The sequence below is a fragment of the Chryseobacterium sp. MMO-72 genome, from assembly GCF_037146035.1.
Taxonomy (GTDB): Bacteria; Bacteroidota; Bacteroidia; order Flavobacteriales; family Weeksellaceae; genus Chryseobacterium; species Chryseobacterium indicum.
The window spans coordinates 87,018-102,748 of record NZ_JBBCWG010000012.1 but is presented as its reverse complement, the minus strand read 5'-3'; the positions used below and the strand labels follow the sequence as shown (position 1 = coordinate 102,748).

Below are 15,731 nucleotides of genomic sequence, written 5' to 3'. Positions count from 1 at the left end.
AATTCTTAATAAGCGTTATCGTTGTTTCTTTCGTGTTTTCCTATACCGAGAGCGTCTTCGTTCCAGTCTTCCGAATCAGAAACAACAAACTGATCCAGAAAGAACCACGCGCCTTCGTCGGCATCCGGAGCGTCGTCCGCGGTATTATATCCCGGTTCTATTCCTTTGACCTGTAAATTCCCTTCCACCATATCCGGATCGTTTTCTTCCTCTACATTGTAGACCACATTTCCGGAGGAGTATTCCGGCTCCATTCTTACCATACGGGTATATTTATTGGGTTTTTGTCTTTCGTCGGTCAGGACACTAAGCGGGTATTTGTATTTTTTACAGGCACGTCTAAGGGCTTTCTTTACCGGTCGGGTATAAAATTGTTTTTCCATATACCAGATGATCCCCACCCCGGGGGGCAGGTTTTTCTCAACTTTGATCATCCACTCGAAAACGTCCTCGAGTTCACATCTACGGGTAAACCTTTTAATACAGTAGCGTTTGAACCTGTCCTGTCCCCAAACCGATACGGCTTTAAAGTCCGAAGTCTGGCTGTTTTCAAAACTCGGATCAAAATATCCGATGATGATATCCATTTTGGAGAGGTGCGGAAGTTTGGCAAAACGGAAATATTTGTTTTTAAAGATTTTGCCTTCAATATCCGTTTCATGGAAAAATTCCTGCTTGGCAAGAACGGTTCCCGCCTTGGCGATCTTCCGCAGGAGTTCCTGCAATGAATACCGCTGCCACCATGCGGGCTTTCCGTTTTCGATGGCTTTTACTTTGGAATGGTAAATGTCCTCTCTTTTTTTCGCTCCGGGTTTGGTATCTCCCACGATATTGGCAAGGATAGAATTATGATGAATACGGTTCCCGCCCATCGCGAAACGCGCCCCTTTGATGCTGAGGGCAAAATACATGGCTCCTAAAATCTTTTTCACCACTTTATCCACCCTTTTTGGATTGTGGACAATGTCGTCATCGTCCACGTCATCCACCACACCGTAATTGGGACGTTTTTCGTTTTCCCTTGCCCCACGCGGGGACTGGTCACGACCAAAGGCAAGAAACCGGATTCCTTCTTTTGTGGTAAAATCCCCGTCCTCCCATGACCCGAAATTATACTGCTCCCCAAAATCGTGGGCAAAAAGTTTATTGTATTGCAGCTGTGCCTGAAGATCGGATAACAGGTTACACGCGTCGTCCTCATTTTTCCCCATCAAAAGCATTCCTGTTAATTGCTTATGGGCGATAAGCCACATCGGAATAATAATCGTCAGGTGAACAGATTTGGCGTGTTCCCGCGCCCATTCGGCAACTCCGAAAAAGTTCGGATCCGCAAGGCAGGCGTTGGCAAAATCTATATGGAAGTCTGCGCAGTCCGCATCGGCATACAATTCAAAATAGGTTTTAACAAAATAATTATAATCGGTTAATGCCCTTTTAATTCGTAATTTTTGTGTTTCCTCGGTATCATTAAAGGCAACGGCGGCACTGTTCTGAACCTGTGAACAGAACTCCAGCCATTCGTTATAATCCCTTTTCGTGATGGTGATTGCCGACATTACTTTTCCCCGATTTTATAGTCCACGTATTTTTTTTGCAAAAGGTTGATTTCCTTTGCCAGTTCTGCGTTTTGAGTAAAGGCGTATGTCGTGAAATCCTTAAATACATTAATGATCTGGCTGATGGTTACCTTTTTATTCGACAGCTTTTCAATGCTGTTGGCAATCTGAATGATATCATTGGGTTTGCTTTTGGGATCTTCACTCAGGGCGTGCGCCTTTTTATACAGGTTTTCGATGATCTTTCGGGCGGTAACCGTTGATGCGCTTTTAAGCAAATCCCATTCGCCCTCGGTTTTCCATTTACCCAGCGTTTTTTCTGTGACGTGAATGATTTCTGCGATTTCTTTCTGTGTTTTGTCCGTTTCCAGAAACAAGTCCTGAGCTATAGAATATTTCTCGTCATTGGTCAGCTTTTTCTTTTCATTCATCCGTAGGTATTTAATTTTTAATTCGGTCGGATGCAACCTCAATTTTCGGTTTCATTCCTTCTATATATGAAGCAAAATTGCTTTATATAAGGACTTTACCGAAGCCGGCTGTTAGTGGCTGTATGAAAATATACAACCACTGTATGAAAATATTCAGCCGCTAACCGTCAGCTTTTTTCGGGGTGTTTTTCAGCCAATCTTTGCCTTATCAAAATCAAAGAAATGTCTAAAAAGCCCTTTCATTATGAACTCAAAAATCAGGTTTCCGGCAGTGCCGAAATCAGGATGTACGGGTACATCGGAAAATATGATGAGTTCGACTATAAAAGGTTCCAACAGGTTTTCAGGGATGCACTGCAAAACAATAGTGATTTAACCATAAGAATGCACTGCGGGGGCGGTTCTGTGTATGAGGGGCTCGCCATTTATGACCTGATCCTGAATTCAGAAGGACATACCAAAGTCATTGTGGAAGGGATGGCAGCATCCATGGGCGGAGTGATCGCCCTTGCCGGTGACGAAATCGAGATGAACGATAACGCATTCTTTATGATGCACGCGGTAACCGCAGGATGTTTCGGAAATAAAAATGATTTTAAAAACGGGATTCAGCAGATTGAAAACTGCGAGGAAAGGCTCGGGAAAATCTTTGGCGAAAGAACAAAAGCGGATGAAAAGACCATTAAAAACTGGTTCGATTCCGGGCAGGATCACTGGCTGAGTTCCGATAAGTGCTTAGAACTGGGAATTTGTGACCGGGTGGTTAAGCCTACCAAAAAAAGAAAAACTGGGCAGGAAGCCGAAAATATCACAAACAAAACTCCGGAAGAAGCCTTTGAATGCTTTAACCTGTATCCTGAACCCCCTGAGGACAATAATATTAATCAACATACTGAAATGAAAAAGGAAGCAATTTTCGCCGCTTTAGCTGCGGCAGGATTGGCGGGAAAATTAACCGCTTCATCTTCGGATAAAGAATTTGAGCAGCATCTGGAAGAACTGTTCAGCAAGGCAAAAAGAACCGATACGCTCGAAAATGAACTAAAGGAATTTAAGGAAACACAGGCGGAAGTTTTGATTTCCGCAGCCTTAAAATCCGGTAAGATCACGGGTGCCGAAAAGGACGAATGGATCAAGGATGCCACCCAAAATTATGCCCTCGTAGCAAAATCACTCGAAAGAATGTCCGGCAAACCGGATCCCAATGCGGGGTTAGAAAGACAAAAATCAGTGGTGGACGGAGACAGACACGAACTGTTCAACGGACGTGAAAAATGGACGTTCTCCGAGTGGCAGGAAAAAGACCCGAAAGGTCTGGAAAGGCTTAATGAAGAAGCCGGAGAAGAATTTGAAAAATTGTTTAACGCCGAATTTGAAGACTAAAAAATGGCAGAATTAATAGACGGGTTATACCTGAACAAATTTGTAGCTCCCCAATTACTGAAAGAGTTCAGAAACTATAACGATAAATTTCTGGCGGCACTGGAGCCGGCACCGGAGGGAGCGAAAACAGCGGACGGTCTTCGCCAGAATAAACTCATCAATAATGTGGGTTTTTATGTCAATAATACGGCTCCGTTTACGGCAAAGTCCATGAGCGGTAAAAACAGCATTATTCCCTGGGACAAACTGGATACCGACCCGACAAAAGTCAACGATGCCGAGATCAGGGCGTTGGCATTTGATAAGAGATCGGAAGTCCGTGTTAAGCATTCACAAGGGTTTAGAATCGGAGTTCGTGATTATGTTTTAAACAAACTGGCACCGGCTCATCATGTTTCAGGAGCCATGCCGGTATTAAGAACCACAGGAGCCGTATTCAACGGAAGAAAAAGGCTGACGTTTCAGGATCTGATCAATTTTTACAATGAAATTGAAGTGCTGAACCTTATTGATGACGATACCTCGGAATCCCCCAATTTCTGGAATATGATCCTGAACCCGGAACACCGCTCAGACCTTAAAATTGATAAAGCCGGAACTGCTAACCACAGGGATAATCTGGAATTTGACAAAGACACCGGGGAGTTTAAAAGGTTCTATAAAATAAGGATGTGGGAAAATAACGCGGCTCCCCTGTATTCGCCGACAGGGGAACTGAAGGCAAGGGGATCCATTAAAGAAGATGGCGACCAGTATGCCTCTACCTTTTTCTATTCACCCAATACGGTTTGGCATTTGGAGAAGCTCAAAATCCTTTACAAACCGGAATATCAGGATACCACCAATGCAGATCCGGAGTCTGAATTCAGACTGCAGGGATACGGGCTTTGTGATAAAAAGCAGGAGTACGGTTTTGGAGCCATCATTTCTGATAACGGTTAAAAACACTCACCATGAAATTATCTATTAAAGCCCTGGAAGTTGCGGCTACACAGATCGGGAAACAGGAAAACCCGCCCGGATCCAACTGGGGCGAACCGGTTAAAAGCTACCTCTCCAGTGTGGGGCTCGGATTTGCCGCCCCGTGGTGCATGGCTTTCGTGTATTGGTGTTTCCGACAGGCTTCCGAAACAATGAATGTTAATAATACGGCAATCAAAACAGGCGGTGTCTTAGCCGCCTGGAATCAAGCCGCTCAAAAAATAAAATCCTCTAATCCCGCCATCGGATCCGTGTTTATTATGGATTTTGGCAAAGGGCAAGGGCATACCGGTCTCGTTGAAAATTTCGACAAAGAATTTATTTATACCATAGAAGGAAATACCAATGACGCCGGTAGCCGTGAGGGGATTAAAGTATGCAGGAAAAAACGCCTGCGAACGACGATTAAAGGTTATTTAAACTACTAAAATGAAATCTTTTTTTAACGCTATATCTATTTTATTTTGTCTGGCGCTGTTGGTTTCCTGTGGAAGCAGGAAACCACTGCCGCCGGAAACAGTCACCGACACCCGGGTGGTAAAACAGGTCATCCGGGATACGGTGCTGGAGGTTCAGGCAGATTCTACGTATTACCATGCATGGATCGAATGCATTAACGGCAAGCCGGTTCTAAGGGAGCCGAAGCAGGAGAACAGAGAAAAAAGAGCGAACAACCACGACCACAGTAAGGCGTTACAAAAGCCTGACGTTATCCTGGACGAAAGCGGAAAGCTGACCGTTGAATGCCGTAAAGAAGCAGAACGGCTCAAAGCAAAGCTTACGGCTTATTACGAATCACGGCTGAAAGAACGTATCCAACCGGTTGAGATCAAAAAGCCCTTTGCATGGTATCATAAAATATTGATGCTGGCAGGCGGGATCTTTCTTCTCCTTGTTGGGTCTGTCATCATTATTACCATTAAAAATTCACTTCATGTCTGATAAAAAGAAATTTCAGGAAAAAGCCAATGCGCTTTTTGAAAAATACCCGGAGGCTAATAAAATTTTTATTTCAGAAAACGGACAGTGTTTTTTTGAAGAAAAGGCGGCTAAGGATTATCACGGTTTAAGAGGGTTTGAAAGTGAGCCGGAAGTCTTTTTTCGTGAAGGGTTTGAGGACGAGGACGATTCGGATCTGCAGGCGGCTCTGCACAATTCTGAACTGGCACGAAAAGTCTTAGAAGGAATTATCGAAGATGTGGCGGCGGTTTGTGATCTTGACCGGGACTACGAACCGGCAAACGCTGACACGGATGAAACCGTTACGGCTGTTATCTCCCTTCGTGAAAAATACGCAGAAAAAGACCGCCTGCTGACCGAAATGGGTGCCAGGCTGGAGGAACTTTCAAATGTTGCGGCGGAAAACGAAAATCTGAAACAACAACTGGAAGCCGCCAATCAACAGATGGAAACTTTGAATAAAACAACAATCCAAAAAAACAGGAAAGATGCGTCCCAGACTGATCGTACAAAAGCTTAACGGCGGGCTTGGGAGAAGGAATCCCTCCGCCGACATGATAACCGGCAGCGTGATGAATGCCGTTGCCACTTCCGAAATGGTACTGGGAAATATCTACACCCTGAAAAATATTCAGGAGGTCGAATCATTGGGGCTTAGTGAGGAATATGACCAGACCAATAAGGTACTGGTGTATGAAAGGCTGAGACGTTTTTTTGTTCACAACCCATCCATAACGGTGTATTTTATGCCCGTGGCTCAGGGCGTAACCCTGACGCAGATGGTGGATAAAGACAATCAATATTTAGCCAGATTACTCCGTGATAAAGCCGGAGAAGTCGTTCAGGCTTGTGTTTCCTTAAACCCGGATAAAAATCATTCGCCGATTATCGAAACGGGACTTGATAAGGACAGTATCGATGCCATCTATAAAGCGCAGGCTCTGGCGGATGCCGAATGGGCAAAAGACCGCTACTGTGAAATCTATATTGAAGGCAGAAGCTTTTCAGGAACATCGGCGGCAGCTCTTAATCTGAGAACGCTTTTAAGCGAATGCCCGGACATTTCCGTGGTGATCGGTGCCGATTATCAGGTTTCCAGCCGGGACGACCTCTATAAAGGCTATGCCGCGGTGGAGGATTATGCTGCCATGGTTTCTAAGGCGGATGTTTCACAGAACGCGGGGGAACAGATCAATGATTTTAACTTAACCCATGTGGATGAGAAAACCTTTATCATTCCGGGACTGAGTTCCGGTAACAAACTGAGCGATTATTCGGATACGGATCTGGATAATCTCGATGATAGAGGGTACATCTATTTTGCGCCCATTGTTAACCTGGGCGGGATTTCTTCCACCGCGGGAATCTATATCAACGATACCCATACCTGTGCTAAAATTACCTCGGATTTTGCTTATGGGGAAAATAACAGGACGATCAAAAAGGCGATCAAGCTCGCCAAGGCAGCATTAACCCTGAAAGTAAAGGGACGTATATACGTCGATGAAAGCACCGGGTTTATGGCTCCTGAAACGGTGAAGGACTTAGAAACCATTACCAAGGTTTCACTTGATCCGATGGTGGCAGCCGGAGATATCAGCGGCGGTGTGGATGCCTACATCAACCCGCAGCAAAACGTACTGGCTACAAGTGAATTTATCGTGCTGCTGACCTTTATTCCGGTGGCTATCGGAAGAAGGATTACCCTGAAAGTGGGTTTCAGAAACCCTTTAAATACTCAATAAAATGGTGACTCAGACAAGAATCAACGGAAAATACAGGAATTACGGAAATGTCCGTATTACCGCTTTGGGGGCGACCTTCATGGGCGTTACCAAAATAGAATACAAAAGAACCGATGCCATTGATCCGGTAAAGGTCGTGGGAACCACCAAATCGGTCGGATATACACAGGGCGATGAAATCTGCGAAGGAAGCATCGGGCTTTTGAGTGAAACGGTAGACGCGATTCAGGCAAAACTGCCCAAAGGAAAAACCCTGCAGGACATCCCGCCTTTCCCGATCACGGTTTCCTATGTGGATGATGCCGGGTTACAGGTCTGTCATGTTCTGTACGGCTGTAAGTTCAAAGAGAACGGAAGGTCGGCGGAAGCGGGAAGCAATGATGCGCTGGTGGTGGAAAGCCCGTTATACATTCACGATATAGACTTTGCAGCCTGATGAGCCGGCAGGAATTAAGGGACAAATGCCGGGAAATGGGCATCCCCTTTACATCAAAAGACACCAACAATCAATTAACTGAAAAAATAAGACTTAAAGAAATGAAAAACGAAACACAGGAAGGTCATATCACCGCAGAACAGATCACAGAGTGGAAGAAAAAGTTTAAAACCGATAAGCTCCACAAGCTGACGGTAAAAGATAAAGACGGAAACCCTATTGTCGGCTATCTGAAACCACCCGGAAGGGAAATCAAAGCCACCGCCCTTTCCATGTATTCGCAGAATAAAATACTGGAATGCGGGGAATTTATCCGGGATAACTGCTGGCTTGGCGGTGACGAACGACTGAAAATGAGCGGCGATATTGCCGATACGGCGGCAATACAGGCTTCGGGAATCATTAAGTTTTTAGAAGCGGAACTGGGGGAAGTTTAGGGCTTCCGATCAATAAGGAAGCCGGATTTGACTTCATCCGAAAAGTAAGTGCCCTGATAAGCTATCATTTTAAAATTCCTTTCCCGGAGGAACTGGACGACCAGACCTTCTGGAATAAATGGGAACAGCTGAAATGGGTACTGTTTTTTGAGAACAAAAGAGCTAATGCAAAAGAAGGAGAAAATGTCGAGTTATAATATTAATGTTAAAGAACTGATCAAACAGCACTTTCCATTTAAACTTGGGTTTGCCACTCAGACCGTCGCAGATGCACTTTTTAACGGTTTTGATGATATACAGGTGCTGCCAACTAATAATGAACCTGCCAAAGTTTCCGTCATGGGAACACCGGTTTGGGATTTTATAGACCTGAAGCCTTCTTATATTGAAGGAACCGGTGAACGCTTCGGCGGGTATTCTTTTCCACTGGAAACAACCATTGAACCCATAAGACCTAAAAAGATTGTCGAAACCGATATTTTCGGGCGTGACGGGAATGTAGAGGAGCTAATCGCTCTGGATGACTGGCAATTGACCATCAGAGGGCTTATTATCAATTATGAAAGTACCGATTACCCGGAACAGCAGGTGAAGGAATTACAACGGGTTTGTGAGCTTAAAACCTCATTACTTGAATGTGAAGGAACTTTGTTAACGATGCTCGGTATTCATTATATGAGCATTCACAGGCTGACCTTGACCCCGTCGATCGGCTACTCGCATATTCAGGCTTTTGAATTGGAGGCAAAAAGTAAAACCCCTTTTATCATCTCCCCGTAATGGTACCCTGTGTTGAAATACTAATCGGAACATTAAAGTTCACGGCAGCCACGGAAATTACTATTAAAAAAAGCTGGCGAACCTTTACCGATACGGCAACCATTAAACTTCCGAAAGCCATCTATTATTATGACGGTAACGGCATTTTAAAACCCGTGGAGCATCTCGGCAATTTCATAAAAGTCGGTGATAAGGTAGAAATCAGACTGGGATACAACCGGCAGCTGTTTACAGAGTTTACCGGCTATGTGGCACGGTCACCAAGGATTAATATTCCCTATGAACTGATTTGCGAGGATGAAATGTGGCAGCTCAAACGAAAAGAAACAAGCGTGTCCATTGAAAACGCGACGGTACAGCAGATTATTCAGGCGGTAGCTCCGGGGTATGAACTCGATTGTATCGATGAAGTCTACGGAGATTTTTCGATGAAGCAGACCACCGCCGTCAAGGTTTTTAATGAGCTTCAGGAAAAAGCGGGCATTTATACCTTTTTCAGGGACGGACGACTGGTGTGTGGTAAAATCTATTCGGACGAAAAAGTTTCAAAGGCTCAGCCGGTGTTTGAATACGGCGAGAATATTATTGATCACAACCTGCAATATATATTCCCGGATGAAGCTAAAGTGAAAATTTATGCGAAAAGTATTAATAAAAGCGGTCAGGTTACAACTTATGAAACGGGTGAAGAAGGCGGCGATATTGAACACTGGACTGATAGAGATGGACTTACCAAAGAGGAACTTAAAGAGCGAACCGATAACAGATTTAAGAACCTTAAAACAAGAGGCGGGTATAAAGGTACTATAACCTCTTTCGGTTGGTCGCGGGTGGAACACGGACAAGTGGTACAGGTACGGGATAAAAAGTATGAAGAAAGGAATACCAAAAATTTCGTGGATGAAGTGGAGATCACAATGAGCGCAACCGGCGGTTACAGAAGAATAATTGACATAGGAAAAACGTACAGGGATGGAGAGTTTAAAACAATTACTTAACAGGTTTCCGGTGATTTTAGATACGGCAAAAGTAATCAAGGTTGAGAATGACTATTGTCAGGTTGTAACCATTGATAATAAAAAAGAATTTTTTGATTGCTCTTTTAATGCGGTTGTTGAAAACAAAACAGACAAACTTGTTATCATACCAAAGTTAGGAAGCTTAGTAACAATTGGTATTTACCAAAAAAATAATAAGGCAGTAGTCCTTTCCTTAAGCGAAGTTGAAAAGATTTATTTCAGGAACGAAAAATCAGAATTCACTTTCGATGGCTCCGGTTTTCAGTTCAACCGGGACGGTGAAAATTTAAAAGAAGTACTTAACGGGTTTCAGGACGGGTTCGGAAAACTCTGTGATGAGCTGGCAAAAGTGGTGGTTTCTATCGGGGTAACCCCTGATGTTCCGGCAATCATGCAGATTAAAAATGATATTGTCAACACCAATAAACAGGCATTAAACAAAATTTTAACCTAAAAATTATGAATGATATTCTACTGAATGAAGACAACGATATTTCCATTGTAAACGGTGATTTTCATATTGGAGAATCCGGACAGCAGGAAATTGAAAGCCTGCTCATTGCCTTTAAAGGGGAATTTAAAAATACCCCGCTTCTGGGCGCGGAACTGCCCCGAATGCTCAAGGCAAGAAATACCCGCCAGGGGATTACCCGTGAGGTCAACGAACAGCTAAAATATGACGGCTTTACCCGCATTGATTTTAAAATTGAAGATGCTGAAAATTTCACCGTAAACGCCCAAAGAGATGCCCCTTAATAAAGCCCAGCTCATCCAAAGGCTTATTACGATGTTACATAAGCCATCAACGACAGGTAATGTAGAAACCGCGGCTCAGGAACTGGCGGATGCCATCGAGGAATATGTAAAAAGCGGAACAGTGACCGGAATTTGCGGCGGTGCCGGAAGTTCTTTAACGCAGGGAAAAGTAACATAATGAAAACAATTGTTTTAACTCATCAGACTATTCTGGACATTGCAATTCAATACACAGGAACCGTAGAAAACTGCTTTGCCATCGCCGTTGCTAATGGCTTGTCGGTTTCGGACGTATTATCTGCAGGATTACCCCTTGAAATTCCTGAGGATGTATTTAAAAATACGGACATCCTGAATTATTACAATGCCAAGAACATACAGCCTGCAACGGGCTGGGCAGCCGAACAGGACGGCGAAATACCAACATTAAAAGGGATCGGATATATGCAGATTGCAAACGGTTTTAAAGTAAGCTAATATGAACAGTACACTACAGGAACTCATTGCCATGATTCTCACATTAAAAGAGGCAAACCCTTTTTTACAGGGGCTGACCTCCCATTCTAAAACAGCGGTCTGGCGCAATATGCTGGAAACGGTGGCTTTTATGATTTTTAATTTTCAGGAAGCCCTCAGATTGCACATGAAAGAAATTGACGATAAAATCGCTGCCCAGAAAGTTCCCAATGAAAAATGGTACCGCGAGCAGGCGCTCCGGTTTCAGTATGGGTTTGAACTGGATCCGCTTTCCTACACCGGAGCGTTTCTCCCAACCTATGAAGACGGAAACGGAAATGTCATTACCGCGACGCAGCAGGAGATCGAAGATTCAAAAATTATAAAATATGCTTCGGTTACTGCCAATATCAGCGGAAACGGGGTAAAAAAAATATCCATGAAAATTGCCGGTGAAAATATGGACGAGGTGATTTCAGATGAAAAAGCCCTTGCTTTTAAATCGTATATCGAAAGAATACAGGCGACCGGGGACAATATTGTGGTGGTGAATTTCCTGCCGGATATTCTTTTATTAAAATACAGGATCTGTTTTGATCCCTTGCTCCTGCATCCGGACGGCATGAGCATTCTGACGGCGGAGTATCCTGTTAAAATCGCCATTGAGAATTTTTTAAAAAACCTGCCATTTAACGGTGAGCTTTCTGTCGAAGCCCTGGAAAATGTTATTCAGGAGGTGGACGGCGTAAGAGACCTGCAAAAATTAGAGGTCTCAAGCCAATGGATTGAACCCGGAACCGGATATGGATTATTCCAGCCTGTTGAGATCAGCAGGATCCCCAAATCAGGGCGGTTTAAAATTGAAGACTGGAGCGGAATAGAATACATTAATTATCAGCCTGCCGAGTAATGAAAGATGAATTATTTAACATCAGTTATAAGCAGTTAGCCCTATGGTGGCTGCCTGCTTTCAGGAGAAAACCGGTAACCCTTCATTTTTTGTGGTGCCTGATTTTTCCTCTTGAAGCTTTATACATTGAGTTTCTGAAAAGAAGAAAACAGAATTTAATTAAAATGAATTTCAATTATCAGAAATTCTCCATGGAAAGAAGGCTTAATGATGCTTTTGATCCATTGGAAAGAAGGATTCGGATTGTAAATGCCGTGCAGTATGAAGGGGTTTATTTGTATACGGAAGCCGAGGACAATCTCTATTTTTCCAAAACCCGGTGGCTTTACGGGGATGAAAATCCTCTGTACCTGCGAACGGAAGCGGAATTGTATTCAGAGTACGATTTTATCGTCAGGATTCCGGGTACGCCGATCAATATGCATCAGCTCAGAGCCGAGATTGACTTTTACAAATTAATAAGCAAACGCTACAGCATAGAAATCATACCATAATGAGAATTAATATCCAATTTCTTCAGACCGGCGGTGTTCCCCTCACCAACGATTTAATGGACGTGCTTCAGGAAGCATATACCATCTTCAATGTTCTGGGGGATGTAGCGGGACATTTGACGATTCTCTCGGGCTGTACGCCTACCGGGCAGAGCGTAAGCCCCGGTATTGTGGTGATCAACGGGGACGTCCTCTATTTTGAGGGCGGGCTGGTCACCGCTTCGGTGTACATCCATACGGCGCAGATCACCAAAACGTTCCAGGATCAGACCGATAAAATACTCATCGAAAAGAAAACGGTGAAATTCGGGCTGTCCGCTCCCGGCAATATGTGGAACTGGGGCGACTTTACAAGACTGGACACGTTAAAAGTCATGATGGAAAAAATCAGTGCTGCCGCGACGCAAGCCGACCTGAACGATATTAAAACAAGACTTGACAAAGTAGAGCTCAAGACCGCTCCCATTGTTAACGGGGGAATTGCATGGTTCTGGCGCAAGCCCCTTTCTGAGATTCCGGCGGGTTGGAAACCCTGCACGGATTTTAAAGGAAAGACCATTTTCGGGCTTGATCCCAACGATCCTGTTTTTTCAACCCTGGGAACCACGGTCGGCAGCCACAGTAAAACCATCACCCAGAATAATATCCCGGATTATGTGATCCCTTTTTACGGAGCCACCAACAGCGGGCAGACCGCCGTGGGGAATGACCTTTCCGTTATCAAATGGAACGGGAAAGCCCCGGACGGATTCTATGACCATACCTACGGGATCAATTCCGGGGGAAAGGGAATGCCGATGGATGTCCTGAACCGCGGGGTCATTGTCGATTTTATAGAACCTGATTTTCAATAATATTTTTACACCTCATGGCAACACCTTTAAATACACTTTTAAGCTGGTTTGAAACCGGGGATTTTCCCACACAGGCACAATTTCAGGCTTCATGGTCTTCATTCTGGCATAAGGATGAGTCCATCCCCATGTCGCAGATTAGCGGGCTTGCCGGGCTTTTTGAACAGACGGCAAGCGCACAAGCCCTCAGCAGCCATCTCAATGATTCGAATGCGCACGCCGGATACCTTGCAAAACTGGACGCTTCGAACCTGACCGCCGCCCATGTCAATGCATGGAAAAACAGGCTGGGCGTAGATGAGATTCCTGCCAATACCGCTCTGGTGGATATGGGACAGAGCCAGTCGGTATACAATAAAGAGCAGATCAATTCCCTTTGTATGCTGCTGGAAAACTATGTTAACAGCGACGGGAAAATTATGTCCGGAATGATTGAGGCGTTAGGTTTAACCGAGCTTATTACGGTAACACAGACTTCGTTAGCTTCTTTCATGGCTGATCATACCAGTTATACCTATGAAAAAAATGATATCATTGCCATTCCTGACGGAGCAGGAAATTATTCTTTATACATCTATAAAGGAGGCAGCAAAACTTCGACTGATAATTATATTCCCACCGGATTAACGAATCTCACCATTGCAATGGTTCAGGGCTTACAGGCAGCTTTGGACAGCAAAATGAATAAGCCGACCGCAAGCGGAAATTATTACGCGCGGTATTTTCTCGGGCAGGTTTCATGGGCTGCCATTAATCCTGCTTCCGGTTACCTGCTGTTCTGGAACGGAAATGATTTTACAGGATCCCGCATTTATACAGACGGCACGAAATTCGGCATCGGTACAACGGCACCTGCTGAAATGCTGCATCTCAGCAATGGAAGGATCCGGAGTAAAGCAGTGGTTTTTGATGAAAATGCAGAAACCCTGCCGTATCAGATCACGCACTCAAACAGGCGTTATTATGGCTCGGATTTAACCGGAGCAGCCAGAATGTTTATGTACAGGGATTACGCAGACTATAAAGCACTTTGGGAAGGCTTTACCGACGCACAGAAAAATGAAATAAAAACGATCGCAAACGGTGGCTGGACGACCAATACCATGAGTGTCGCCATTATAACCCCGCCAATTGCGGCGAAACAGGATACAGCACAGTGGTTTGTAATGAGGGGTGCCAATCTGAATCTGAATCCCGCCAGTTTTGCCGTATATCTGGTAGATGCAGGAGGTACTGAGTTTCAGGTTCCCAACAGTCAGGTGCAATTATATACCAGCGGTTTAGACCTTTCCTTCTGGTATAATTTTAAAGATCTTGCTTTGGGAACCTATAAGGTTAAGCTCTGGAACGGCGCGGCTTCTTATACAACCGGGGCAAGTGTTACCATTACCCTGATTTCTAATGTGACCCCGATTGATTTTTCAGGGATGACGTGGGAGAAAGCGTCAACCACTCCGGCACAGGTCAACAACACCATCAATGCCTCCGGTACCACGGTAAGCCATTATCCAAATTCAGGCAATGCACCGTACACGCAATTTGAAACGGTTGTATGTGCAGCCAAGTCGGGTACAATAATTTCAGATAATGAAAATTTTTATTTGAAAGCTTCTGTTACGGTAGGTTCAGGACGTTTAACAAGCTGGGGGAATATCATCGGTGTCGGTCTTTCTTCCAATCCTCTGACTTTGATAAACAGCAGTCAGGCATTTTCTAAAATAAAACAAAATAATGACTCCAGTTCAGTGAAATATGGCTGGGCGGATATGTCGTCATCTTTGATATCGGGAGGCTTCAATATAGGACAATTCCAATCCATACCCTACGAAGTGATGATTATGAGAAACCAGGGCATTTATACCATTATCGTTTCCACCGGTTCAGTATCGGCAACTTTTGTAAAAAGTGGTTCAAACGGAGCTTTGTCTTTGTTGTATTACGGATTCAGCGCGGCAGATATTGACGGGATTACACCTCCCACGGCGTGTACATCCAGTGTAAGTTTCATTGAAGGTTATAAATTTTAATAAATAAGATCATGAATACTGAATTAATAGTAACGCCTGAAGTGCAGGCAGTATTAGACGCCATAAAAAACACCGGTAAATCATGGCATGAAATGATGCTTCCGGATCATCCGATGTATCCGCAGTTTGCAAGGAAATTAGTGGTAACAGGTTTTAATACGCCCGATATGGAAGGCGGGGAAGACCGTATTTACGTCAATGTCCGCCAGTACCTGATCATAAAGGACGGTAATATCATCCATAAGCAGTTAAAAATGCCCGACTGGATGATCCATGAAGGAAATGTGGAACAGGTCATGGGAAAGGACGGCTTTTTAAAGGGCATTTACAGGACAACGGATGATGACGGAAAGGTTACCGAAGAAAAAGAAGCCATACTAAAAGCTCCGTCTGTACAGTATATCCGCTTTCTGATCAAAACAAAAGCCGCCCATCTGGTGGATATTTTACAGCAGTTTATGGGGCTGTATACAGAACTCTTTAATAAAGAAATTAACGAAATATAA

At 44.2% G+C, this 15,731-nt stretch carries 21 protein-coding genes; 19 read left to right on the top strand and 2 right to left on the bottom strand.

Features of this window, described 5'->3' with window-relative positions; genetic code table 11:
- Nucleotides 1-5 precede the first annotated feature (5 nt).
- Both WFH39_RS15900 and WFH39_RS15895 read right to left on the bottom strand, forming a co-directional pair.
- Nucleotides 6-1,556: a hypothetical protein gene (locus tag WFH39_RS15900; RefSeq protein ID WP_336690588.1), complete on the bottom strand. Its 1,551-nt coding sequence runs from the start codon at nt 1,554-1,556 to the stop codon at nt 6-8.
- On the bottom strand, nt 1,556-1,987 hold the full coding sequence (locus WFH39_RS15895) for a hypothetical protein (RefSeq protein ID WP_076396850.1): 432 nt from the start codon (nt 1,985-1,987) through the stop codon (nt 1,556-1,558). The genes WFH39_RS15900 and WFH39_RS15895 overlap by 1 nt, the downstream gene beginning before the upstream one ends.
- Nucleotides 1,988-2,209: 222 nt before the next feature.
- Here WFH39_RS15895 and WFH39_RS15890 point away from each other — a divergent pair, with 222 nt between their 5' ends.
- From WFH39_RS15890 to WFH39_RS15800, 19 genes are all read left to right on the top strand, one after another.
- Nucleotides 2,210-3,370, top strand: coding sequence for a head maturation protease, ClpP-related (locus tag WFH39_RS15890; protein WP_336690587.1), 1,161 nt, complete (start codon nt 2,210-2,212; stop codon nt 3,368-3,370).
- 3 nt (nt 3,371-3,373) lie between these two features.
- Entirely contained in the window at nt 3,374-4,312 is a 939-nt protein-coding gene (locus WFH39_RS15885) for a hypothetical protein (RefSeq protein WP_108409261.1), read from the top strand.
- Nucleotides 4,313-4,323: 11 nt separating this feature from the next.
- The gene (locus tag WFH39_RS15880; protein WP_336690586.1) at nt 4,324-4,779 is read left to right on the top strand and encodes a CHAP domain-containing protein; all 456 of its coding nucleotides are present in this window, start codon (nt 4,324-4,326) and stop codon (nt 4,777-4,779) included.
- Between the two features lies 1 nt (nt 4,780).
- Nucleotides 4,781-5,293 carry a hypothetical protein gene (locus WFH39_RS15875; protein WP_336690585.1) on the top strand — a complete coding sequence of 171 codons (513 nt, stop codon included), beginning with the start codon at nt 4,781-4,783 and terminating at the stop codon, nt 5,291-5,293.
- Nucleotides 5,286-5,831 (top strand): hypothetical protein, encoded by a 546-nt coding sequence (locus tag WFH39_RS15870; RefSeq protein ID WP_336690584.1) that lies wholly within the window; start codon nt 5,286-5,288, stop codon nt 5,829-5,831. Before WFH39_RS15875 ends, WFH39_RS15870 begins: the two co-directional genes overlap by 8 nt.
- Nucleotides 5,800-7,056, top strand: a complete 1,257-nt coding sequence (locus tag WFH39_RS15865) for a DUF2586 family protein (protein ID WP_336690583.1) — start codon at nt 5,800-5,802, stop codon at nt 7,054-7,056. The genes WFH39_RS15870 and WFH39_RS15865 overlap by 32 nt, the downstream gene beginning before the upstream one ends.
- Nucleotide 7,057: 1 nt before the next feature.
- Nucleotides 7,058-7,492: a hypothetical protein gene (locus WFH39_RS15860; protein ID WP_108409266.1), complete on the top strand. Its 435-nt coding sequence runs from the start codon at nt 7,058-7,060 to the stop codon at nt 7,490-7,492.
- A 101-nt stretch (nt 7,493-7,593) separates the two neighbouring features.
- On the top strand, nt 7,594-7,929 hold the full coding sequence (locus WFH39_RS15855) for a hypothetical protein (protein WP_336690582.1): 336 nt from the start codon (nt 7,594-7,596) through the stop codon (nt 7,927-7,929).
- A 165-nt stretch (nt 7,930-8,094) separates the two neighbouring features.
- The gene (locus tag WFH39_RS15850; protein WP_336690581.1) at nt 8,095-8,709 is read left to right on the top strand and encodes a DUF6046 domain-containing protein; all 615 of its coding nucleotides are present in this window, start codon (nt 8,095-8,097) and stop codon (nt 8,707-8,709) included.
- Complete coding sequence (locus WFH39_RS15845; RefSeq protein ID WP_336690580.1) at nt 8,709-9,707, top strand: hypothetical protein; 999 nt, start codon at nt 8,709-8,711, stop codon at nt 9,705-9,707. Before WFH39_RS15850 ends, WFH39_RS15845 begins: the two co-directional genes overlap by 1 nt.
- Entirely contained in the window at nt 9,682-10,182 is a 501-nt protein-coding gene (locus WFH39_RS15840; RefSeq protein ID WP_336690579.1) for a hypothetical protein, read from the top strand. Before WFH39_RS15845 ends, WFH39_RS15840 begins: the two co-directional genes overlap by 26 nt.
- Before the next feature lie 5 nt (nt 10,183-10,187).
- Complete coding sequence (locus tag WFH39_RS15835; protein WP_336690578.1) at nt 10,188-10,484, top strand: oxidase; 297 nt, start codon at nt 10,188-10,190, stop codon at nt 10,482-10,484.
- A complete protein-coding gene (locus tag WFH39_RS15830; protein WP_076396820.1) occupies nt 10,474-10,662 on the top strand; it encodes a hypothetical protein in 189 nt (62 codons plus the stop codon). The genes WFH39_RS15835 and WFH39_RS15830 overlap by 11 nt, the downstream gene beginning before the upstream one ends.
- On the top strand, nt 10,662-10,961 hold the full coding sequence (locus tag WFH39_RS15825) for a hypothetical protein (RefSeq protein ID WP_336690577.1): 300 nt from the start codon (nt 10,662-10,664) through the stop codon (nt 10,959-10,961). The genes WFH39_RS15830 and WFH39_RS15825 overlap by 1 nt, the downstream gene beginning before the upstream one ends.
- Before the next feature lies 1 nt (nt 10,962).
- Complete coding sequence (locus WFH39_RS15820) at nt 10,963-11,850, top strand: hypothetical protein (protein WP_336690576.1); 888 nt, start codon at nt 10,963-10,965, stop codon at nt 11,848-11,850.
- Nucleotides 11,850-12,344, top strand: coding sequence for a hypothetical protein (locus WFH39_RS15815; RefSeq protein WP_336690575.1), 495 nt, complete (start codon nt 11,850-11,852; stop codon nt 12,342-12,344). The genes WFH39_RS15820 and WFH39_RS15815 overlap by 1 nt, the downstream gene beginning before the upstream one ends.
- Complete coding sequence (locus WFH39_RS15810; RefSeq protein ID WP_336690574.1) at nt 12,344-13,198, top strand: hypothetical protein; 855 nt, start codon at nt 12,344-12,346, stop codon at nt 13,196-13,198. The genes WFH39_RS15815 and WFH39_RS15810 overlap by 1 nt, the downstream gene beginning before the upstream one ends.
- A 14-nt stretch (nt 13,199-13,212) precedes the next feature.
- Nucleotides 13,213-15,225 carry a hypothetical protein gene (locus WFH39_RS15805; protein ID WP_336690573.1) on the top strand — a complete coding sequence of 671 codons (2,013 nt, stop codon included), beginning with the start codon at nt 13,213-13,215 and terminating at the stop codon, nt 15,223-15,225.
- 11 nt (nt 15,226-15,236) lie between these two features.
- A complete protein-coding gene (locus WFH39_RS15800) occupies nt 15,237-15,731 on the top strand; it encodes a hypothetical protein (RefSeq protein WP_336690572.1) in 495 nt (164 codons plus the stop codon).

Bases quoted from the DNA above. Each gene is read 5' to 3' on its own strand.
- WFH39_RS15900 (WP_336690588.1), bottom strand. From the start codon at position 1,556: ATGTCGGCAATCACCATCACGAAAAGGGATTATAACGAATGGCTGGAG.
- WFH39_RS15895 (WP_076396850.1), bottom strand. From the start codon at position 1,987: ATGAATGAAAAGAAAAAGCTGACCAATGACGAGAAATATTCTATAGCT.
- WFH39_RS15890 (WP_336690587.1), top strand. From the start codon at position 2,210: ATGTCTAAAAAGCCCTTTCATTATGAACTCAAAAATCAGGTTTCCGGC.
- WFH39_RS15885 (WP_108409261.1), top strand. From the start codon at position 3,374: ATGGCAGAATTAATAGACGGGTTATACCTGAACAAATTTGTAGCTCCC.
- WFH39_RS15880 (WP_336690586.1), top strand. From the start codon at position 4,324: ATGAAATTATCTATTAAAGCCCTGGAAGTTGCGGCTACACAGATCGGG.
- WFH39_RS15875 (WP_336690585.1), top strand. From the start codon at position 4,781: ATGAAATCTTTTTTTAACGCTATATCTATTTTATTTTGTCTGGCGCTG.
- WFH39_RS15870 (WP_336690584.1), top strand. From the start codon at position 5,286: ATGTCTGATAAAAAGAAATTTCAGGAAAAAGCCAATGCGCTTTTTGAA.
- WFH39_RS15865 (WP_336690583.1), top strand. From the start codon at position 5,800: ATGCGTCCCAGACTGATCGTACAAAAGCTTAACGGCGGGCTTGGGAGA.
- WFH39_RS15860 (WP_108409266.1), top strand. From the start codon at position 7,058: ATGGTGACTCAGACAAGAATCAACGGAAAATACAGGAATTACGGAAAT.
- WFH39_RS15855 (WP_336690582.1), top strand. From the start codon at position 7,594: ATGAAAAACGAAACACAGGAAGGTCATATCACCGCAGAACAGATCACA.
- WFH39_RS15850 (WP_336690581.1), top strand. From the start codon at position 8,095: ATGCAAAAGAAGGAGAAAATGTCGAGTTATAATATTAATGTTAAAGAA.
- WFH39_RS15845 (WP_336690580.1), top strand. From the start codon at position 8,709: ATGGTACCCTGTGTTGAAATACTAATCGGAACATTAAAGTTCACGGCA.
- WFH39_RS15840 (WP_336690579.1), top strand. From the start codon at position 9,682: ATGGAGAGTTTAAAACAATTACTTAACAGGTTTCCGGTGATTTTAGAT.
- WFH39_RS15835 (WP_336690578.1), top strand. From the start codon at position 10,188: ATGAATGATATTCTACTGAATGAAGACAACGATATTTCCATTGTAAAC.
- WFH39_RS15830 (WP_076396820.1), top strand. From the start codon at position 10,474: ATGCCCCTTAATAAAGCCCAGCTCATCCAAAGGCTTATTACGATGTTA.
- WFH39_RS15825 (WP_336690577.1), top strand. From the start codon at position 10,662: ATGAAAACAATTGTTTTAACTCATCAGACTATTCTGGACATTGCAATT.
- WFH39_RS15820 (WP_336690576.1), top strand. From the start codon at position 10,963: ATGAACAGTACACTACAGGAACTCATTGCCATGATTCTCACATTAAAA.
- WFH39_RS15815 (WP_336690575.1), top strand. From the start codon at position 11,850: ATGAAAGATGAATTATTTAACATCAGTTATAAGCAGTTAGCCCTATGG.
- WFH39_RS15810 (WP_336690574.1), top strand. From the start codon at position 12,344: ATGAGAATTAATATCCAATTTCTTCAGACCGGCGGTGTTCCCCTCACC.
- WFH39_RS15805 (WP_336690573.1), top strand. From the start codon at position 13,213: ATGGCAACACCTTTAAATACACTTTTAAGCTGGTTTGAAACCGGGGAT.
- WFH39_RS15800 (WP_336690572.1), top strand. From the start codon at position 15,237: ATGAATACTGAATTAATAGTAACGCCTGAAGTGCAGGCAGTATTAGAC.